The 18,392-nt window shown below is 61.0% G+C and carries 22 protein-coding genes; 12 read left to right on the top strand and 10 right to left on the bottom strand.

Annotation, left to right across the window (positions count from 1 at the left end; genetic code table 11):
- Positions 1-99: 99 nt before the first annotated feature.
- The 4 genes from argH (at position 100) to ACWKV4_RS19330 (ending at position 4,969) form a co-directional block, all read left to right on the top strand.
- A complete protein-coding gene (gene argH, locus ACWKV4_RS19345; protein ID WP_483833704.1) occupies positions 100-1,494 on the top strand; it encodes an argininosuccinate lyase in 1,395 nt (464 codons plus the stop codon).
- Between the two features lie 10 nt (positions 1,495-1,504).
- Positions 1,505-1,774 (top strand): hypothetical protein, encoded by a 270-nt coding sequence (locus ACWKV4_RS19340; protein ID WP_483833705.1) that lies wholly within the window; start codon positions 1,505-1,507, stop codon positions 1,772-1,774.
- 51 nt (positions 1,775-1,825) lie between these two features.
- Entirely contained in the window at positions 1,826-2,071 is a 246-nt protein-coding gene (locus tag ACWKV4_RS19335; protein WP_483833706.1) for a TIGR02647 family protein, read from the top strand.
- Positions 2,072-2,143: 72 nt separating this feature from the next.
- Positions 2,144-4,969, top strand: coding sequence for a class I adenylate cyclase (locus ACWKV4_RS19330; RefSeq protein ID WP_483833707.1), 2,826 nt, complete (start codon positions 2,144-2,146; stop codon positions 4,967-4,969).
- On the opposite strand, the gene ACWKV4_RS19325 is transcribed toward ACWKV4_RS19330, so the two are convergent.
- Complete coding sequence (locus ACWKV4_RS19325; protein ID WP_483833708.1) at positions 4,947-5,168, bottom strand: DUF1289 domain-containing protein; 222 nt, start codon at positions 5,166-5,168, stop codon at positions 4,947-4,949. The genes ACWKV4_RS19330 and ACWKV4_RS19325 overlap by 23 nt on opposite strands.
- Entirely contained in the window at positions 5,168-5,500 is a 333-nt protein-coding gene (gene cyaY, locus ACWKV4_RS19320) for an iron donor protein CyaY (protein WP_483833709.1), read from the bottom strand. Before cyaY ends, ACWKV4_RS19325 begins: the two co-directional genes overlap by 1 nt.
- A gap of 176 nt (positions 5,501-5,676) precedes the next feature.
- Here cyaY and lptM point away from each other — a divergent pair, with 176 nt between their 5' ends.
- From lptM to ACWKV4_RS19290, 6 genes are read left to right on the top strand one after another with little or no spacing between them, the layout of a single operon-like run.
- Positions 5,677-5,814, top strand: a complete 138-nt coding sequence (gene lptM, locus ACWKV4_RS19315) for an LPS translocon maturation chaperone LptM (protein WP_483833710.1) — start codon at positions 5,677-5,679, stop codon at positions 5,812-5,814.
- A gap of 8 nt (positions 5,815-5,822) precedes the next feature.
- On the top strand, positions 5,823-7,070 hold the full coding sequence (lysA, locus tag ACWKV4_RS19310) for a diaminopimelate decarboxylase (protein WP_483833711.1): 1,248 nt from the start codon (positions 5,823-5,825) through the stop codon (positions 7,068-7,070).
- Between the two features lie 6 nt (positions 7,071-7,076).
- Positions 7,077-7,907 carry a diaminopimelate epimerase gene (gene dapF / locus ACWKV4_RS19305; protein WP_483833712.1) on the top strand — a complete coding sequence of 277 codons (831 nt, stop codon included), beginning with the start codon at positions 7,077-7,079 and terminating at the stop codon, positions 7,905-7,907.
- 19 nt (positions 7,908-7,926) lie between these two features.
- Entirely contained in the window at positions 7,927-8,649 is a 723-nt protein-coding gene (locus ACWKV4_RS19300; protein WP_483833713.1) for a DUF484 family protein, read from the top strand.
- A gap of 2 nt (positions 8,650-8,651) precedes the next feature.
- The gene (xerC, locus tag ACWKV4_RS19295; protein WP_483833714.1) at positions 8,652-9,548 is read left to right on the top strand and encodes a tyrosine recombinase XerC; all 897 of its coding nucleotides are present in this window, start codon (positions 8,652-8,654) and stop codon (positions 9,546-9,548) included.
- A gap of 2 nt (positions 9,549-9,550) precedes the next feature.
- Positions 9,551-10,258 carry an HAD family hydrolase gene (locus ACWKV4_RS19290; RefSeq protein WP_483833715.1) on the top strand — a complete coding sequence of 236 codons (708 nt, stop codon included), beginning with the start codon at positions 9,551-9,553 and terminating at the stop codon, positions 10,256-10,258.
- Between the two features lie 109 nt (positions 10,259-10,367).
- On the opposite strand, the gene sutA is transcribed toward ACWKV4_RS19290, so the two are convergent.
- From sutA to glnK, 4 genes are all read right to left on the bottom strand, one after another.
- On the bottom strand, positions 10,368-10,688 hold the full coding sequence (sutA, locus tag ACWKV4_RS19285; RefSeq protein ID WP_483833716.1) for a transcriptional regulator SutA: 321 nt from the start codon (positions 10,686-10,688) through the stop codon (positions 10,368-10,370).
- 91 nt (positions 10,689-10,779) lie between these two features.
- The gene (locus tag ACWKV4_RS19280; protein ID WP_483833717.1) at positions 10,780-11,202 is read right to left on the bottom strand and encodes a secondary thiamine-phosphate synthase enzyme YjbQ; all 423 of its coding nucleotides are present in this window, start codon (positions 11,200-11,202) and stop codon (positions 10,780-10,782) included.
- Positions 11,203-11,412: 210 nt separating this feature from the next.
- Positions 11,413-12,747: an ammonium transporter gene (locus ACWKV4_RS19275; protein ID WP_483833718.1), complete on the bottom strand. Its 1,335-nt coding sequence runs from the start codon at positions 12,745-12,747 to the stop codon at positions 11,413-11,415.
- A 35-nt stretch (positions 12,748-12,782) separates the two neighbouring features.
- Positions 12,783-13,121 carry a P-II family nitrogen regulator gene (gene glnK, locus ACWKV4_RS19270; RefSeq protein ID WP_002555808.1) on the bottom strand — a complete coding sequence of 113 codons (339 nt, stop codon included), beginning with the start codon at positions 13,119-13,121 and terminating at the stop codon, positions 12,783-12,785.
- Between the two features lie 409 nt (positions 13,122-13,530).
- On the opposite strand from glnK, the gene ACWKV4_RS19265 reads away from it, so the two are divergent.
- A complete protein-coding gene (locus tag ACWKV4_RS19265; RefSeq protein WP_483833719.1) occupies positions 13,531-13,812 on the top strand; it encodes an accessory factor UbiK family protein in 282 nt (93 codons plus the stop codon).
- A gap of 54 nt (positions 13,813-13,866) precedes the next feature.
- Positions 13,867-14,784, top strand: a complete 918-nt coding sequence (locus ACWKV4_RS19260) for a LysR family transcriptional regulator (RefSeq protein ID WP_483833720.1) — start codon at positions 13,867-13,869, stop codon at positions 14,782-14,784.
- Positions 14,785-14,790: 6 nt separating this feature from the next.
- Here the strand turns inward: ACWKV4_RS19260 and yghX are convergent, their stop codons facing one another.
- The 4 genes from yghX to ACWKV4_RS19240 all read right to left on the bottom strand — a co-directional run bounded on the left by yghX (position 14,791) and on the right by ACWKV4_RS19240 (position 18,282).
- The gene (gene yghX, locus ACWKV4_RS19255; RefSeq protein ID WP_483833721.1) at positions 14,791-15,678 is read right to left on the bottom strand and encodes a YghX family hydrolase; all 888 of its coding nucleotides are present in this window, start codon (positions 15,676-15,678) and stop codon (positions 14,791-14,793) included.
- A gap of 96 nt (positions 15,679-15,774) precedes the next feature.
- Positions 15,775-16,185, bottom strand: a complete 411-nt coding sequence (locus ACWKV4_RS19250; protein WP_483833722.1) for an NUDIX hydrolase — start codon at positions 16,183-16,185, stop codon at positions 15,775-15,777.
- A 40-nt stretch (positions 16,186-16,225) separates the two neighbouring features.
- Positions 16,226-17,005, bottom strand: coding sequence for a substrate-binding periplasmic protein (locus ACWKV4_RS19245; protein WP_483833723.1), 780 nt, complete (start codon positions 17,003-17,005; stop codon positions 16,226-16,228).
- Positions 17,006-17,142: 137 nt separating this feature from the next.
- The gene (locus ACWKV4_RS19240) at positions 17,143-18,282 is read right to left on the bottom strand and encodes a hypothetical protein (protein ID WP_483833724.1); all 1,140 of its coding nucleotides are present in this window, start codon (positions 18,280-18,282) and stop codon (positions 17,143-17,145) included.
- Positions 18,283-18,392: the final 110 nt, after the last annotated feature.

The following is an 18,392-nucleotide window of genomic DNA, read 5'->3' as shown; positions in this document are numbered from 1 at the left end:
TGGATCTATCGCCGCTTGCCTTAGAGGCCTTGACCGCCAACGGCTATCCGAGCCTGCTATGATGCGGCACTTTCCGTTTCACTTTTGAACGAGCCAGTCATGAGCACCGACAAGACCAACCAATCCTGGGGCGGCCGCTTCAGCGAACCCGTCGACGCCTTCGTCGCCCGTTTTACCGCTTCGGTCACTTTCGACCGGCGCCTGTACCGCCACGACATCATGGGCTCTGTGGCTCATGCAACCATGCTGGCCCAAGTGGGCGTGCTGACCGAGGCTGAGCGCGACGCCATCATCGAGGGGCTCCATGCCATCCAGGCTGAAATCGAAGCAGGCAGCTTCGACTGGCGGGTGGACTTGGAAGACGTGCATATGAACATCGAAGCCCGGTTGACTGACCGCATCGGGGTCACGGGCAAAAAGCTGCACACCGGCCGCAGCCGTAACGACCAGGTCGCCACGGACATACGCCTCTGGCTGCGAGACGAGATCGACGCCATTCTCGGTGAGATCACTCGCCTGCAGAAGGGCTTGCTGGACGTCGCCGAGCGTGAGGCCGAGACCATCATGCCAGGCTTTACGCACCTGCAAACCGCGCAACCGGTAACCTTCGGGCATCACCTGCTGGCCTGGTTCGAAATGCTCAGCCGCGATTACGAGCGCCTGGTGGACTGCCGCAAGCGTACCAACCGCATGCCCCTGGGCAGCGCGGCACTGGCCGGCACCACTTACCCCATCGACCGCGAAGCGACCTGCGCGCTGCTGGGCTTCGAGGCGGTAAGCGGCAATTCCCTGGACGGCGTGTCTGACCGGGACTTCGCCATTGAATTCTGTGCCGCCGCCAGCCTGGCGATGATGCACCTGTCGCGCTTCTCCGAAGAGCTGGTGCTGTGGACCAGCGCGCAGTTCCAGTTCATCGACCTGCCGGATCGCTTCTGCACCGGTAGCTCCATCATGCCGCAGAAGAAAAACCCAGACGTGCCCGAGCTGGTTCGCGGCAAGGCTGGCCGCGTGTTCGGCGCCCTCACCGGCCTGTTGACCCTGATGAAAGGCCAGCCGCTGGCCTATAACAAGGACAACCAGGAAGACAAAGAGCCGCTGTTCGATGCCGCTGACACCCTACGTGACTCGCTACGCGCCTTCGCGGACATGGTCCCGGCGATCAAGCCTCGCCACGCAGTAATGCGTGAGGCTGCCCTGCGCGGTTTCTCCACCGCCACGGACCTTGCCGATTATTTGGTCCGCCGCGGCCTGCCCTTCCGGGATTGCCACGAGATTGTCGGCCACGCCGTGAAATACGGCTTGCACGCCAGCAAGGACCTCGCGGAAATGAGCCTGGAGGAGCTTCGTCAATTCAGTGACCAGATCGACGCTGACGTGTTCGACGTACTGACCCTGGAGGGGTCGGTCAATGCTCGCGATCACATTGGCGGCACGGCCCCGGCACAAGTACGTACTGCCGTCATTCGCGGCCAATCCCTACTGGCTCAACGTTGAGAACTGCCCCATGACTGATGAACTGGATGACGAAAGCTTCGCCGAGGTGACCCTGACCGAAGCGGTCCGTAACCAACTGGAAAGCGGCGAGCCTGCTGCCGCTCAGGCAACTTTTAACAAACTCAAGCTGGTGGGATACGAAGAAGCAGATATTCTCAACCTCATGGCCCACGTGTTGGCGATCGAAATCGACAACATGCTCAAGGCCGACCGGCCCTTTGACGGTGACTGGTACGAGGCTGCGCTCCGGGCCTTGCCCGAGCTTCCAGACGAAGCCTGACCAGTCGCTGTCGATGCGGCCTTCCTACAATAACAACAGCGAGGCCGCTCAATGACCTACAGCCCAGAACTGATCGCCGAAATCGAATTGCTCGCCCTGTTCAACCTTGCCAACACCCAGGAAGGGTTGAAAGTGCATCAAAGCGCTACGCCCGAGGCCATTGCCGCCGCTGCCCGGCTGCATGAGAAAGAACTCATCACCCGCCCCGATGGGGGTTACCTTACCAGCCTTGGGCTGGACGCCGCCGAACATGCCCAAAGCCTGGTGACCATTCTGCGCACCGCGCAAACTGCCTGACGGCGCTCAACCTCTGCGGTGGCCTGCCGATAACGCCCATAACCCGTTGTCGGCCCGGCACCCGAGCTTGAAATGAAACGTACCCGAGAAATTCGGCCCGACTTGGGCGCTGGCATCGACCGCAAGGTGCTGACCCAACTGCGCCAGCGATTTTTATCGGTCAACCAAGGGCGGTTAACCCGTGCCTTGGGCGGGTTCGCGAGCCGACAACAAGCCGTATTACGCCTGATCCCGCTGCTGTTCCATGTGAACCACCCGCTACTGCCCGGGTATGTATCCGGGTTTACCCCTGCCGGGGTAAGCACCTATGAACCGGGCGAGGATGTACTGGCCGAGGCGCAACGGCTAACCCGTTCGTTTACTTATAAGCCGCGCCGAGGCAACGCCCCCGCGCCCATACTCGGGTTGTTTCTGATGGGCAGCCTGGGCAGCCTGGCCCAGGACGAAGGGAGTGACATGGACGTATGGGTCTGTCACGGCCCCAACCTGCCTGCCCAAGCGCTTGATGAGCTGCGTCGCAAATGCCAGGCCATCGAAAGCTGGGCCGCTAGCTTGGGCGCCGAGGCACACTTCTTTTTGATCGACTGTGAACGTTTCGTGCGGGAAGACCGCGACAACCAGCTCAGCTCCGATGACAGCGGCACGACCCAGCATTACCTGTTGCTGGATGAGTTCTATCGCACGGCCATTTGGCTGGCCGGGCGTACTCCTTTGTGGTGGCTGGTGCCGGTATACGAAGAAGCGAACTACGCAGCCTTCACCCAAGCGCTACTGAACAAACGGTTTATCCGGGCGCAGGAGGTGCTCGACCTGGGCAACCTGTCTCGCATCCCGCCAGGCGAGTACATCGGCGCTGGGCTATGGCAGTTGTTCAAAGGCCTCGAGTCGCCTTACAAGTCTCTACTCAAGCTATTGCTGGCCGAGGTCTATGCCGATCAACACCCCGCCGTGCAGTGCATCAGCCTTCAGCTCAAACAGGCGGTTTATCAAGGCGCCCTGAACCTCGATGAGCTCGACCCCTATGTGCTGGTCTATCGCCGCATCGAAAGCTACCTGCTGGCTCGCGGCGAGGACGCCCGGCTGGAGCTGGTGCGGCGCGCCCTGTACCTGAAGGTCAACCGTAAGGTCAGTGTGGCCCGATCAGGCGGCTGGCAGCTGCACGCCATGCAGCGGCTTACCACCGAATGGGGCTGGGGCGAACCACAACTGCGCCTGCTGGACAGCCGGGGGCAATGGAAAGTCGCCCAGGTACTGGCCGAGCGCCAAGCACTGGTGGGTGAGCTCAATACCAGTTACCGCTTCCTCAACCGTTTTTCCCGAGAGCAACAAGCCGACAACGCCGCTAACCGCAAAGACCTCACTGTGCTGGGGCGGCGCCTGTATGCCGCCTTCGAGCGCCGCGCCGGCAAGGTCGAGCTGATCAACCCAGGCATCGCCCCCGATTTGGCGGAAGGCACCCTGACACTGCTGGAAGGCCCAAACCGGCGCGAGCCTGGCAAGCGCTTGTGGTACCTGTATCGAGGTAACTACAGCGCAACCGAGTGTGAACTATACAGCCCGCTCAAGCGCAGCCATGAACTGATCGAGTTGCTGACCTGGTGCCATCGCAATGGCGTGATCGATACCGGCACTCGCCTGGCGTTGCACCCTGGTGAGTCCGATCTGACCGAGCAGGAGCTGTTCAACCTGCTGGGGGCCTTGCAGCGCACCCTCGCATTGCCCATGCCCCTGGTGAGCGAAGCCCAACTGCTTCAGCCCAGCGCCCCTGCCGAGATCATGCTGCTGGTAAACGTTGGCGTAGACCCGCTCAAGCACCACCGTGAGTTGAACATCCTGATGACCACCGAGCGCACCGACTCGTTGAGTTACGCGGGGGTGCGCGACAATCTGGTGCTGACCTTGGATCAGGTCACCCTCAACAGTTGGAACGAGACCTTATATCACCGTTATGACGGCCGCCACGCCCTGCTCGACTGCCTGCGCGACTACCTCAATGGCTTGACCGCGCAACGGCCAGCGCCGCGCTTACAGGTGTACTGCTACTGCCATAATCGGGCCCAGGCCATCAGCACACGGGTGCAGGCATTGTTCGACGCCGCGGCGCGGTTACTGGAGGGGCAACTGGGCCACCGCTATCTGATTCAGGTCGAGCAACGCTATCACATACTGGAGCTACACCCTGGCAACGTGCGCCATATTCCCCTGCCCGGTGTACAGGTGTTGCTCGACTACCTGGCGCGCCCCTTGAAACGCTATAGCCCGTTGCATTTGGATGCTTACGCATTGGCCGGCCATGAGCTGGCGCTGGTGCTGCCCCATGGCCACCCCGATTGCGTGCAGGTGTTCTACAGCCGACAAGGCGAAGAGGCCATGGTGTACGTACTGGACGAACACAACGGCCTGTGGCGCCAGCAGCTTCCGTTCTTTGACGAAACCAGCCTGCTACTGCCCTTACACCGCTTTCTGCAAGCGGTGGCCTATAGGCGCGAAGCATTGCTGACGCTGGACCAGCCCAACGGCCTGGGGACCTTGTTCTACCAGATCGTCAGCAGTGGTGGGCAACCCCGAGCGGTAGAGCGTCGCCCGCCACCGCGCGGGGCCAATGAAGCGGGCTTTTACGAAGTGCAGGCCATTCTGGGTAAGAACCCGGACGGGCCGCCGCGGGTAACATTGTTCTGCAAGGACAGAGAGTTCAGCGACGCGGAATACACCGACCGCCTGTATGAAGAAGTGGCCCGGGAGATCCTGAGCCAGCGCCGCGGCCACGAGCCGTACCGGTGCTATATCACCGACCTGGACGTGTCTGGCCTGGCCGGTGATCAGGTGCTGCCCAGCAGCAGCTACCTGCGCTATAAAACCACGCTAGAGGCAGCGCTCAATGCCGCGCTGGCTCGCTAGTGGCCAAGGCACTGGCACGCTGCTCGGCCAAGGCACGAATCTCTCGCCGACGCTCGTCGCTGGCCGCGCGCCATTCGCGGATGTGTTCCACATGGCGCAGGCAACCCTGGCAATAGCGGTCTTCGTCGAGCTTGCACAGGCTCACGCAAGGGGACTTCACCGCGGTGCTGATGTTCGTATACAGCGGTTTGGCAGCCATCAGATGTCTTCGAAGTCCAGTTTTTCGCCGGTTTGATCGAACACCAGGCGCTGGAGCATTTCACCGAGCAACTCGTCCGTGGATTCGCACATCCACTGCTTGTTGTCTTCGTCGTAGTCGAAATGGAACCCCCCTGCCTTTGCCGCGAGCCACAGCTGGCGCAGGGGCGGCTGACGGCTGAAGATCAACTGGGTGCCGTTATCGAAACGCACGGTCAGGATGCCCGCGGAGTTTTCTACGTCCACGTCCAGGCCGCTGTCTTCGAACACAATATCCAACTGCTGCTGGGTGGCATCGACCAGATCGTGGAAACGCGCTTCGGTCAAACTCATGGCAACCTCGGTATCGGATGGGGCGAAACAACTGCGGCACGATACGAGCAGATCAAGGCGAATGCAAAGCCTATCCGTTGCAAGGTCGCCGCTGGGCGGGGTGGTCATTTCGTAGGCAAGGCGGCCCCTCGCCGGTATACTCCGGCGCAACTGACGGTTTATCCAAAGGATTTCCCATGAAGCGCCTGATCGCCTCATTCGCTGCGCTCGTCGCGGTAGCCTGCCTTGTGTCCGCCTGTGGTCAAAAGGGCCCGCTGTACCTGCCCGATGACGGCAAGCACGACGGCCATAGCCAGTCGCACAAACACGAATAAGGCCGCCTATGAATGCTTTTCAGTACCGTGACGGTGAACTCTTCGCCGAAGGGGTAGCGCTTTCGACCCTGGCCGAACGCTTCGGCACGCCCCTTTATGTCTATTCAAGGGCCCACATCGAAGCCCAATATCGGGCCTATGCCGATGCCTTGCAGGGCATGGAGCACTTGGTGTGCTTCGCGGTGAAAGCCAATGCCAACCTGGCCGTGCTCAATGTGCTGGCGCGCCTGGGGGCTGGCTTCGATATCGTGTCCGGAGGCGAACTGGAGCGGGTATTGGCCGCTGGCGGCCGTGCCGATCGCGTGGTGTTCTCCGGCGTGGGCAAAACCCGCGCGGACATGCGCCGCGCCCTGGAAGTAGGCGTGCATTGCTTCAATGTGGAGTCCACTGACGAGCTGGAGCGGCTGCACGCCGTGGCCGCCGAGCTGGGCGTACAGGCGCCGATTTCCCTGCGGGTCAACCCCGACGTCGACGCAGGTACCCACCCGTATATCTCCACGGGCCTTAAGGAAAACAAGTTCGGCATTTCCATCGAGCAGGCCGAGGCCGTGTACCTGCGTGCCGCCCAGTTGCCTAACCTGGATGTGGTTGGGGTGGATTGCCACATCGGCTCGCAGCTCACTACCCTGGCGCCTTTCCTCGATGCCCTGGACCGCTTGCTGGCTCTGGTCGATCGCCTTGGCGACTGCGGTATTCACCTGCGCCACATCGATTTGGGGGGCGGCGTGGGCGTGCGTTATCGCGACGAGCAGCCACCCCAGGTCAGCGCGTATATCCAGGCAGTGCGTGAGCGCATGGCCGGCCGCGACCTGGCGCTGATGTTTGAGCCTGGCCGATATATCGTAGCCAATGCCGGCGTGCTGGTTACCCGCATCGAATACCTCAAGCATACCGAATACAAAGACTTCGCCATTGTCGATGCCGCCATGAACGATTTGATCCGCCCGGCCTTGTACCAGGCGTGGATGAACGTGACCGCGGTGCGCCCTCGCGATGGCCAGGCTCGGCCCTATGACATCGTTGGGCCGATCTGTGAAACCGGGGATTTTCTGGCCAAGGACCGCGAACTGGCCCTGGCCGAGGGCGACCTGTTGGCGGTGCATTCCGCCGGTGCCTATGGCTTTGTGATGAGCTCCAACTACAACACCCGTGGCCGCTGCGCCGAGGTGCTGGTAGACGGCAATGCCGCTCACGTGGTTCGCCGCCGCGAAACCATCGCCGAGCTCTATGCGGGCGAAAGCCTGCTGCCGGAGTAACTCGCCATGCTGCTGCGGTTCACTAAAATGCACGGCCTGGGCAATGACTTCATGGTCATCGACCTGGTCAGCCAGCATGCGCACATCACCCCCAAGCATGCACACGAGTGGGGTGACCGCCACACTGGCATAGGTTTCGATCAACTGTTGCTGGTAGAAGCCCCAACCAACCCGGATGTAGACTTTCGTTATCGGATCTTCAACGCCGATGGCTCGGAAGTCGAGCAGTGCGGCAACGGCGCGCGCTGCTTTGCCCGGTTCGTGCTCGACAAGCGCTTGACCGCGAAAAAGAAAATCCGCGTGCAGGTCAAGAAAGGCATCATCGAGCTGGATGTGCGTAGCGACGGTCAGGTTAGGGTAGACATGGGGCCGCCCTACCTATCTCCGGCGCAAGTGCCCTTCCAGGCAGACATGGATCAACTCACCCATGTATTGGAAGTAGACGGCCAGCCTTACGACATCGCCGCACTGTCCATGGGCAACCCCCACGCGGTCATGCGCGTCAACGATGTAGCGAGCTACCCCGTGCATACCCTAGGGCCGCGCATCGAGCACCATCCGCGCTTCCCCGAACGGGTAAACGTGGGCTTTTTAGAGGTGATCGATCGCCAGCACGCCAAGTTGCGGGTATGGGAGCGTGGCGCCGGGGAAACCCAGGCCTGCGGTACCGGGGCTTGCGCCGCGGCGGTAACAGCCATCGCCCAAGGCTGGATGGACTCGCCCCTTACCCTTGAATTGCCTGGCGGTCAGTTGGCGTTGGAATGGGCAGGGCCAGGGCAACCGGTGATGATGACCGGGCCTGCGGTGCGCGTTTACGAAGGTCAGGTTCGCCTGTGACCATGGGAGCAAAGCCACGATGAGCGACGAGCCACTTCAGCCTGCCACGCCACAGGCATATGAGGGTGAGCCTGCCAGTGCCGGTGCGGTGGTGGCTTACCTGCAACAGCACCCGGATTTCTTCGAGGGGCAAGAGGCACTGCTGGCTACCCTGCGTATCTCCCACAAACGGGGGGATACCGTGTCGCTGGTCGAGCACCAACTCAAGCTGCTGCGCGAGCGTAATAGCGAACTCCGGCAGCGCTTGGGGCAACTGATGGATGTCGCCCGTGACAATGACCGATTGTTCGAAAAAACCCGCCGTCTAATGCTGGATCTCCTGGATGCCACCAGCCTTGAAGAGGTAGTAATGGCCGTGGATGACAGTTTGCGTCAGTCATTCAAGGTGCCCTTCGTCAGCCTTATTCTGTTCGCCGATACGCCCGCGCCGGTGGGCCGCACAGTTACCCTGGGCGAGGCGCAGCAGGCCATCGGTGCCCTGTTGACCGATGCCAGGCCTGTGACGGGCACGTTACGCCCCTCTGAGCTTGAGTTCATCTTCGGCACCGCCCAGCACGGGCAAGTGGCTTCCACGGCCTTGGCACCGCTGGTTCATCAAGGGCTGCACGGCGTGCTCGCCATCGGCAGCGCCAACGCGGAACACTACCGTAGCTCGGTGGGGACCCTGTTCCTCTCTCATATCGCCGAAGTGCTCAGCCGTGTGATACCGCGCTTTAACGGCGCCCCCCGGCCGGTTCGCTGACCATGCAAGCGCAACTGGGCGGGTACTACCACCATCTGCGCACCGAACGCCAGGCATCCGCCCATACCCTCCAAGCCTACCGTAACGACCTGGCCAAGGTGCTCGAGTACTGCGAGCAAACCGGTATTGCCGCTTGGCCAGCCCTTACCGCGCCTGTATTGCGCCGCCTGGTGGCCCGCTTGCACCAGCACGGGCAGGCCCCGCGCAGCCTGGCGCGCTTGCTATCGGCGGTTCGGGGCTTCTACGGCTGGCTGCTACGCGAAGGGCTGTGCGAGCACAACCCTGCAGTGGGTTTATCTGCCCCAAAGGGTGAGCGACGCCTGCCCAAGGTGTTGGATGCCGACCGTGCCCAACAGCTGCTGGATGGCGCCATAGAAGACGATTTTATTGGACGCCGCGACCACGCCATGCTGGAACTTTTCTATTCCTCTGGCCTGCGCCTGTCGGAACTCGCCGGCCTGGACCTAAGCGCAGTGGACCTTGCCGAAGGCTTGGTGCAGGTACAGGGCAAGCGCAACAAGGCCCGGTTGGTGCCCATGGGCAGCAAGGCCAGGGTCGCCGTGAAACAGTGGCTGACTTTTCGCGGGCTAGCAAACCCGGTGGGCAATGCCCTGTTCATCAGCAAGCGCGGGGAACGCCTGGGGCAGCAAGCGATTCGTCTCAGAGTGCAAGCGGCAGGGCAGCGGGAACTGGGTCAGCGCCTTCACCCTCACATGTTGAGGCATTCGTTCGCCAGCCACGTGCTTGAGTCCTCTCAAGACCTGCGCGCGGTACAGGAAATGCTTGGCCATGCCGACATTTCTACCACCCAGATCTACACCCATCTGGACTTCCAGCACCTGGCTCGTGTGTACGACAGCGCGCACCCCCGGGCCAAGCGAAACAAAGGCGATGAATAGCCATGAGTATCACGCTCGTAACCTTCGATCTGGACGACACCCTATGGCATACCGCCCCGGTGATCCAGGGCGCGGAAGTCGCATTGCGAGAATGGCTGGCCAATCACGCCCCGCGGTTGGGGCCCTTCCCTCCTGAACAATTGCACGCCATCCGCCAGCGGCTAGTAACCGCCGAGCCTGGCTTGGCGCACCGCATCAGTAGCTTGCGGCGGCAGGTGTTGTTCATTGCCTTGCAAGAGGCGGGTTACCCGCAAGCGGAGGCCCAACCCTTGGCCGAACAGGCATTTGAAGTGTTTCTACAAGCCAGGCATCAGGTAAGTTTCTTCCCGGATGCTGCAACTACGCTGGAAACCCTGGCGCAGCGCTATACCCTGGGTGCGCTTACCAACGGTAATGCAGATGTGCGTCGGCTAGGTGTTGCGGACTACTTCAGCTTTGCCCTGTGCGCGGAAGAGGTAGGCGTGGGCAAGCCAGACCCACGGCCATTCCAAGAGGCCCTGCGCCGAGGCGGGGCTAGCGCAGCCACGGCTGTGCATGTGGGCGACAACCCCCATGACGACATTGCAGGCGCGCTGCAGGCGGGCTTTCGCGCCGTTTGGTACAACCCAACACGTCAGCCTTGGGAAGGGGGATCAGCGCCTCATGGCGAGGTAGCCACCTTAAGCGAGCTGCCTGCCCTGCTGGCTACCTGGAATTCCGAAAGCGCCTGATGCATCATCTTCGCTAGCTTCGCTGGGTCCTACGCTGATGTGGGCGTGTAGGAGCCAGCGACAGCTCGCGAAGACGTTTCAAACTCTACAGCCAACCCACACAGATGCTTTAGATAGGACGGCTACCGTACTTGTTGTCTGGCTTACGGGGCGGGTCGGCCACGACGTTTGCCTCGACTTCCTCGATCTTGCCACCCCGCGAGAGAAACTCCTCCATAGCGCGGGCCAGGGCATCACGCTCCTTCTGCTTGGCTTCGATACTGGGCAGCTCGTCTACGCTGACAGCGGCTTTTTTACCCTTGCCCGCGGGGGCTGGGCTATCAGTGGCCCCGCTATCATCGGCAACGTCTTCAGCGGCCGTTTCCAGGCCCTCCTCGGTGTCGTCCTCGTCACCTACTTCCAGGTCATCTTCCAGATCGTCGTCGCTCATGGTCCTACCTCATGTGTTGCCGGAGCAGTTGTTTAAAGCCCAGCGCGCCGAAAGTCGACAGCGCCGGAAAAAATACCAAAGGCCTGGGTACTTACCCTTCACCGTGTAACGTAGCGATCAGCCGCCGGGAGCCACCGTGATCCCGGTGCTCGCCCAGGTAAATACCCTGCCAAGTGCCCATTGCCAAGCGGCCTGCCCGTATTGGCAGGCTGAGCTGACAACCCAGCAGGCTGGCTTTGAAATGCGCGGGAAGGTCATCCTCACCCTCGTCATTGTGCTCATAGCCAGGCTCGCGCTGGGGTACCAAGCGGTTGAAGAACCGCTCGAAATCTCGGCGCACCGCAGGGTCAGCGTTTTCGTTGACCGTCAGTGAAGCGGAGGTATGTTGCAACCAGATGTGCAGCAAGCCAACCTCGCAATCTGCCAGGGCTGGAAACCCGCCGATGATTTCGTCGGTGACCAGATGAAAGCCCCTGGGGCGTGCCTTGAGAGTGATAGTCGTTTGCTGCCACATGGCGTTCTCCGCGCATTCGGGGCGCATTCTAGCGCGCTCGAAAAAAAAGCAAAGTCCTGTATTTGTGTAGGCATTTCCTACAGACATAAAAAATCTGGCCCTCCCCACTGCCGCTGGCCGGCCATTGTGAAGACGCTCCAAGCAGTGACAAATGCCGAATAAAAAAATGCCCGGCAAACCGGGCATTTTTCTCGAACGGTGTTAGAAGGTTTACAGGTTGTAACCCCGCTCGTTGTGTTGAGCCAAATCCAGCCCCACGGCTTCCTCTTCTTCAGAAACCCGCAGGCCCATGATCAGGTCCAGCACTTTCAAGATGACAAAGGTCACGATCGCTGTGTAAACCACGGTGAAGCCTACGCCCTTGGCCTGAATCCACAGCTGACCTGCCACGTCTTCCACGGTACCGAAGCCGCCCAGAGCGGGGGCTGCGAATACGCCAGTAAGCAGCGCGCCGATAATGCCACCCACGCCGTGAACGCCAAAAGCGTCGAGCGAATCGTCATAACCCAGCTTGCGCTTGAGGGTAGTGGCGGTGAAGAAGCACAGCACGCCCGCCACCAGGCCAATGATCAGAGCCCCCATGGGGCCCACGGTACCGGCGGCCGGGGTGATGGCGACCAAACCCGCCACTACGCCCGAAGCGATCCCCAATGCGCTGGGCTTGCCGTGGCTGAGCCATTCAGCAAACATCCAGCCCAAGGCAGCAGCCCCGGTGGCGATTTGGGTGACCAACATGGCCATGCCCGCCGTGCCATTGGCGGCTGCGGCCGAGCCTGCGTTGAAACCAAACCAGCCAACCCACAACATGGCGGCGCCCACCAGGGTATAGCCCAGGTTATGGGGTGCCATCGGGGTGGTGGGATAGCCCTTGCGCTTGCCCAACACCAGGCAGGTCACCAGGCCAGCGATACCGGCGTTGATGTGCACAACGGTGCCGCCCGCGAAGTCCAGCACGCCCCAGTCCCACATCAGGCCGCCGTTACCGCTCCACACCATATGGGCGATCGGCGCGTATACCAGGGTGAACCAGATGCCCATGAAGATCAGCATTGCCGAGAACTTCATGCGCTCGGCAAAGGCACCCACGATCAGGGCGGGGGTGATAATGGCGAAGGTCATCTGGAAGGTCACGAACACCGCTTCGGGAAACAGCGCGGTGGCGGAGGTGATACTGGCAGGCGTGATCCCGGCAAGGAAGGCTTTGCCCATGCCGCCAAAGAACGAATGGACGTTGATAACGCCCTGCTCCATACCGGTGGTATCGAACGCCAGGCTATAGCCATAGATGAACCACAATACCGTGATCAACCCGGTGATCGCGAAGCACTGCATCATCACCGACAGCACGTTCTTGGAACGCACCATGCCGCCATAGAATAGGGCCAGCCCAGGAATGGTCATGAACAGCACCAGGGCGGTGGAAGTCAGCATCCAGGCGGTGTCGCCAGAATTGAGCACAGGGGCGGCTGTCTCGTCGGCCATGGCCAGGCCTGGTATTACAAGAGACAACAGGGCGCCTAGCCCTGCGAATTGACGCAGAGTCATATTGTTTACTCCTGGGGCTTTTTTTATAGGGCGGCTTAGATGGCGTCGGTATCGGTTTCGCCGGTACGGATGCGGATGGCTTGTTCCAGATTGACCACGAAGATCTTGCCGTCGCCAATCTTGCCGGTGTTCGCGGCCTTGGTGATGGCCTCGATCACACGGTCCAGGTCTTTGTCATCGATGGCAACGTCGATCTTCACTTTCGGTAGAAAATCCACCACGTACTCCGCGCCACGGTATAACTCGGTATGGCCCTTCTGCCGCCCGAAGCCTTTGACCTCGGTGACCGTGATGCCCTGCACGCCGATTTCCGACAACGACTCGCGTACGTCGTCCAGCTTGAACGGCTTGATGATGGCAGTGACTAGCTTCATGAAACTCTCTCCCGAAATGGTGGACTTGCCCCAGGAAAACAAACCCGGCTCAAGTCTAAGCGCAGTGTCTGGCTTTGTAACGCGCCGCGGCCTTTGCCGGCTCGGCCTTCAACATGCCTTATGACGAAACGTTTTCCCCGCCGCTGCGCGCTGCATTGGCCTTCCAGGCCACCATCAGTGCAGGGGTCGCTTGGGTCCAAGCAGAAAGCTTGCCAGCTTTGCCACTGCCCGTAATTCAGCCGTCAGGCGCAGGTCTATTAGCTAAAAAGCCCAGCGCCCCATCACACGCGCACAGGCTTGGTGCAACTTCCACCTGGGGGCCGCCCAATAACTGTGCATGCCTGAAAACCGGCTGCTAGCCCAGCGCGTGATACACTTTGCGCATTCAACCGCCATGGAACCGCCACCCATGCTCGCACCCAAAGCCTTCCTCGATGCCCTTACCGACCAGGCCAGCCGCTTGCTCGGCGGCAGTGCCCTGCCACCGCGCCAGGAATTCGAAAGCCAATTCCGTGCGCTGCTACAAGGCGCCTTCTCCCGCCTCGACCTAGTCAGCCGGGAAGAATTCGATAGCCAGATGGTCGTACTGGCGCGCACGCGCGAAAAAGTGGACGCTCTGGAAGCGCGCCTGGCCGAGTTGGAAGCCCGCCTTCCCGCGGAACCCAAGCTCACGCCACCCCAAGACGTGTAAACCCTCGCGGGCGCCCTGCCCGCGCAGCTCTTTCGCCAGCCCAGATGCTCGCCGATGAACCGCAACGAACTGCGCAAGGCCGATATCAACCTGATGGTGGTGTTCGAGGCGCTGATGCTTGAGCGCAATGTGACCCGCGTGGCGGAAAAACTGTTCTTGGGGCAACCCACCATCAGCGCGGCGCTCAATCGCCTGCGAACACTGTTCAACGACCCGCTGTTCATTCGCGTGGGCCATCGGATGGAGCCCACCGCCCGTGCCGAAGAGCTGATCAAACACCTGTCGCCAGCGCTGGACGCCATGTCCGTCGCCCTGAGCCTGAGCCACGATTTCGACCCGTCCACCAGCAAAATGACGTTTCGCATCGGCCTGTCGGATGATGTGGAATTCGGGCTGCTGCCGCCGCTGCTGCGTGCCCTGCGCCAGGAGGCGCCGGATGTGATCGTGGTGGTTCAGCATGTGGACTATTGGCGCATTCCTGACCTGCTCGCCTCCGGGGACATTACCGTAGGGATCAGCCAGACCCGCGGCCTGCCGGCCAACGCCAAGCGCAAGCTGCTGCGGCGCATGTATGCCCGGGTATTGAGGGCCGATCACTCCGACCATCCTCTAACCTTGGAGGAATACTGCGCTCGCCCTCATGTGGTGGTGTCCCATACCGCCAACACCCGAGGAATCGCCGACGAGTGGCTGGACGAGATCGGCCGTACCCGCAAGGTAGTGCTGTCGGTGCCCCAATTCAGTTCATTGCCGTCCATTCTGGCGGGCACGGACTTGTTGGCAGGCTGCCCAGACTACGCGGCCACGGCCATGGAAGCCTGGGGTACCCTGCGCGCCGAGCCTTTGCCGTTTGAGAACCAGGCGCTGGAGCTGTCGATGGTATGGCTGAGCATTACCGACACCGACCCCGCTGAGCGTTGGCTGCGCATGCGCCTGGAACAGCATATGGGCGACGGTGGGCTAACTCACTAACGGGCTTCACACCAGATACTGCTTGAACCAGCCCAGGGTGCGCTCCCACGCAAGGTTCGCCGCGGCTTCGTCGTAGCGTGGGGTAGAATCGTTGTGAAAGCCATGGTTCACGCCTGGGTACACATAGGCTTCATAGGTTTTACCTGCCGCCTTCAGCGCCTGCTCATAGGCCGGCCAGCCTTCGTTGATGGCAGTGTCTAGCTCCGCGTAATGCAACAGCAGAGGTGCTTTGATGCGGGCTACGTCCTCTGCCTTGGGCTGGCGCCCGTAAAAGGGTACCGCTGCCGCCAAGGCAGGATGGGCCACGGCCCCGGCATTGGCCACTCCGCCGCCGTAACAGAAGCCGGTAATGCCCACCTTCCCCGTGGCTGCCGGATGCTTCTCCAGCCAGTCGATGGCGGCGAAGAAGTCGTTCATCAGTTGCTCGGGGTTTACTTTCTGCTGCAAGGCTTTGCCTTTTTCGTCATTACCCGGGTAACCGCCCACTGAACTCAGGCCATCCGGTGCAAGGGCCAGGTAACCCGCCTTTGCCAGACGCCTGGCTACGTCTTCGATATAGGGGTTCAGCCCACGGTTCTCATGCACCACCACCACGGCGGGCACCTTGCCCTGTGCCTGCGCCGGCCGCACCAGATACGACCGCACCGTGCCATGCCCATTGGGCGAGGGGTAGGTCACATATTCAGCGAGGATGGCCGGGTCGGTGAAGGCTACCTGCTCGGCCAGGGCATAGTTGGGGCTCAAGGCCGTCAGCAACGCCGAGGCCGAGAGCCCCGCCACGGTAAAGGCTGCCGCACAGTCGAGGAAAGCCCGGCGGCTGATCCGCCCGTGGGCATAGTAGTCATAGAGCTCAAGCAGCTCAGGGGCAAAGTCTTTGGCGGTAAGGCGTTCCATGGGGCGCTCCTTCGGCGTTAGGCGTCGAAGGACTATAGCCGAGCGTTACACAACGGGGCGCTATGGTAGCGGCACCCGTGCCCTCCCCCTAGGCGCTTAACTCACGGAGGCCTGCGCGAAGACGCTAGGCAGCACCCAATGTTGCGTCAATGGCGCCAGATTCAGCTCATACGCCTGTTCCGCGCTCACCCACACCGCTTCTTCGATTTCCGCCGCAGGCTCCACGGCGTGATCTATCACCACCTTAAACAGTTCGCAGCACACTTCATAGCCCGGCTCGTTGGCGGCCGGCGCGCTGAAGCAGCCGAGATAGAGGGCTTGCTCCGGCTGGATACGCACGCCCAGCTCCTCTTCGAGCTCCCGCGCCAGTGCTTGCACCGGCTGCTCATGGGGCTCGATCTTGCCACCAGGCTGCATAAAAAAGGCGGTGCCGCGCTTGCGGACCAAGAGGGTGCGGCCTTGCGCATCGAGCAGCAGGGCCGCGGCAATCAAGATAGGTATTTTCATGGGGCGCGAGGATAACGAACCGGCCAAACCGGTACCAGCTTTAAGGGGTTTTGCCCAGTTTGGGCGCAGGCATATAGGTATCGATGGTTCGCGTGACCGTACCGTCCTTGCGCAGGGTATCGACCGCCGCGCGCAAGCGCTTTGCCATGGTTTTGTCGCACGCTTTGGAGCACGCCAAATACACATCCGCGGTCATTAGCACCGGGCTCATCTGCAAAGGCCTGTCTGACACTTCCCGCCAGATATAACGGCTTTCTGGAATGCTGTTGAACCATGCATCCACACGCCCAAGCAGCAGCATTTGGGCAGGGTTTTCACCGATCTTCAGGGGGTAGATCTGTTGCTCGCTAAAGCCTTCGTCTCGCAGTTTTTGCTCCTGTGCGCTGCCCCGGCCCACCGCGATCCGCCCGAACGTTCGCCGAGCCTGCTCAAAGCTCTCCACGCGTTTATCCAGGCTGAAGAACGCTCGATCCAGCGTAAGGATAGGGGCAATCCAAGTGTAGCGCGCCTCTCGGGCCGGCGTACGGGACAGGGGGATGATTAGCAAGCTCTGACCAGCTTCTACGGTCAGTTGGGCCCGGGACCATGGCAGGGACATAAACTGCAATTCGTACCCTGCCATGGTGGCGGCCTTCACCACCACATCGCCGACGATACCCTGCTGCCCTACCTCCCCAGACAGGCTTAACGGCGGGGCCTCAGGCAGGTAGAGCACAACCTTAGGGCCAGCCTGGGCACCTACGGCGCCGGCCAACAGCGCCCATAGCAAGAGCGGCGCCCAGCCGGGGCAGCAGCACAACCTATTGAATGAATAACCCATTACACAACCTATTGATACAACGGCCATCGAGCTGAAGGTTGGAACAGCATAGATGGAAATCGAGGCCGATGCGCTGCCAGGGTAACCTAACGGCAGCGCATCAGAAGAACCGGCGGTTCAGGCCGCTTGGCTGCGAATCACGGCTTGCCGAACGTAACGTTCAGGGCCATCGACTGGGTTTGGCGCATTGGGTTGTTGCCTGGGCCCAATTGGTCATCATCCGGGTGTTGATAGGTCATGCCCGTGCCATTTTCCTTGGTCATGAATTCTCCACCTTTCCTCATTTTCTCGGTGGACCCATCGTAGAATCCAGCGATGGTCTCCCTACCACCTGAGTCTTTGGACACGATGTCACTAGGGGCTTTGTCAATAATGCTATTTTTGTTGCCGATCTCGAAGCCCTTATCGTCAGTGGCGTGAATGGCCGCGTTACGCCCATCGATGTCGCTCACGTTGATAAAGCCGTTGTAATACTCCAAACGGCTCGCATCCGCCTGATACTTGCCTTCGGCATTCGCCATCTTCACCAAGCCGGTGGTGTCGTTTTCAAATTTCAACGTGCCGGTCTGGCCAGGCTTCAACGTAATTTCGCCGGTCATTTGTTCCTTGCCGTCGACCTGCTCATGCTTACCAAGGGTAATGTCATGGTCAAAGGTGTTGGTGATGCTGAACGAGCGTGGCCCGGTACCCGCCGTAGGTCCGTCCCCCACTGCCGCCGTTGCGCCGGCTGACTGTACGGGCTGGGCTGATGCGGTAGTCGGCTGCGCCCCTTCCGACGCTTGGGCCGCGGGTTGGCCAGGCGCCCCGCCTGCGGGGGAGGCCTGTTTGCGGCTGAGGTCGCCCAATTGGCCATCGGCAGGCGTGGGGGATGAGGCCTCAGGCGCTGCGGACGCCGCAGGTGAATTGCCCTGAGGGGCCGAGGCCTTACTTACCCCACCCTTGTCACCCGACTGCTTGCCGGAGTCGCCCTGATTTTGCTGCATCATCTGGCTGAGCAGTTGAAGCAGCTGTTGCATCAAGTCACGTATCTGCGCGCTAAGCCCTCCCTCGCCATCACCGGCCGTTTTCTCAACGCCGCCTACTCGGCTATCGCTAAAGGCTGGGGATTGGCCGCCAAAGTTTACTTGTTCACTCTGCACGCCCTTGCCAGAAAGATTACCAAAATCAACCTGCCCACTTTGCTGTTGGCGCCCACCCCCATATTGCTTGGTGCTAACCAGATCGCTAAGGTCTAGATTGAAACTTTGCTCAGACGGCCCACCTACTCTCATGTTCATGCGACACCCCCACGGGTACAGTGAATAGGGCCTGTGTGGTGTTTGTTAATGGCCGGTTCCCTTCTATTTGCGGGAGGCGACGGCGTGTAGCAAAGCGATAGGTACCCAAG

The sequence above is a fragment of the Pseudomonas artemisiae genome (assembly GCF_057128685.1).
This window is presented reverse-complemented; position numbering and strand designations above follow the sequence as displayed.

Bases quoted from the DNA above. Each gene is read 5' to 3' on its own strand.
- ACWKV4_RS19330 (WP_483833707.1), top strand. From the start codon at position 2,144: ATGAAACGTACCCGAGAAATTCGGCCCGACTTGGGCGCTGGCATCGAC.
- ACWKV4_RS19265 (WP_483833719.1), top strand. From the start codon at position 13,531: ATGCTCGCACCCAAAGCCTTCCTCGATGCCCTTACCGACCAGGCCAGC.
- ACWKV4_RS19240 (WP_483833724.1), bottom strand. From the start codon at position 18,282: ATGAACATGAGAGTAGGTGGGCCGTCTGAGCAAAGTTTCAATCTAGAC.
- ACWKV4_RS19300 (WP_483833713.1), top strand. From the start codon at position 7,927: ATGAGCGACGAGCCACTTCAGCCTGCCACGCCACAGGCATATGAGGGT.
- sutA (WP_483833716.1), bottom strand. From the start codon at position 10,688: ATGAGCGACGACGATCTGGAAGATGACCTGGAAGTAGGTGACGAGGAC.
- yghX (WP_483833721.1), bottom strand. From the start codon at position 15,678: ATGGAACGCCTTACCGCCAAAGACTTTGCCCCTGAGCTGCTTGAGCTC.
- ACWKV4_RS19250 (WP_483833722.1), bottom strand. From the start codon at position 16,185: ATGAAAATACCTATCTTGATTGCCGCGGCCCTGCTGCTCGATGCGCAA.
- ACWKV4_RS19340 (WP_483833705.1), top strand. From the start codon at position 1,505: ATGACTGATGAACTGGATGACGAAAGCTTCGCCGAGGTGACCCTGACC.
- ACWKV4_RS19260 (WP_483833720.1), top strand. From the start codon at position 13,867: ATGAACCGCAACGAACTGCGCAAGGCCGATATCAACCTGATGGTGGTG.
- ACWKV4_RS19335 (WP_483833706.1), top strand. From the start codon at position 1,826: ATGACCTACAGCCCAGAACTGATCGCCGAAATCGAATTGCTCGCCCTG.
- xerC (WP_483833714.1), top strand. From the start codon at position 8,652: ATGCAAGCGCAACTGGGCGGGTACTACCACCATCTGCGCACCGAACGC.
- cyaY (WP_483833709.1), bottom strand. From the start codon at position 5,500: ATGAGTTTGACCGAAGCGCGTTTCCACGATCTGGTCGATGCCACCCAG.
- ACWKV4_RS19325 (WP_483833708.1), bottom strand. From the start codon at position 5,168: ATGGCTGCCAAACCGCTGTATACGAACATCAGCACCGCGGTGAAGTCC.
- lysA (WP_483833711.1), top strand. From the start codon at position 5,823: ATGAATGCTTTTCAGTACCGTGACGGTGAACTCTTCGCCGAAGGGGTA.
- ACWKV4_RS19290 (WP_483833715.1), top strand. From the start codon at position 9,551: ATGAGTATCACGCTCGTAACCTTCGATCTGGACGACACCCTATGGCAT.
- argH (WP_483833704.1), top strand. From the start codon at position 100: ATGAGCACCGACAAGACCAACCAATCCTGGGGCGGCCGCTTCAGCGAA.
- dapF (WP_483833712.1), top strand. From the start codon at position 7,077: ATGCTGCTGCGGTTCACTAAAATGCACGGCCTGGGCAATGACTTCATG.
- lptM (WP_483833710.1), top strand. From the start codon at position 5,677: ATGAAGCGCCTGATCGCCTCATTCGCTGCGCTCGTCGCGGTAGCCTGC.
- glnK (WP_002555808.1), bottom strand. From the start codon at position 13,121: ATGAAGCTAGTCACTGCCATCATCAAGCCGTTCAAGCTGGACGACGTA.
- ACWKV4_RS19275 (WP_483833718.1), bottom strand. From the start codon at position 12,747: ATGACTCTGCGTCAATTCGCAGGGCTAGGCGCCCTGTTGTCTCTTGTA.
- ACWKV4_RS19280 (WP_483833717.1), bottom strand. From the start codon at position 11,202: ATGTGGCAGCAAACGACTATCACTCTCAAGGCACGCCCCAGGGGCTTT.
- ACWKV4_RS19245 (WP_483833723.1), bottom strand. From the start codon at position 17,005: ATGGGTTATTCATTCAATAGGTTGTGCTGCTGCCCCGGCTGGGCGCCG.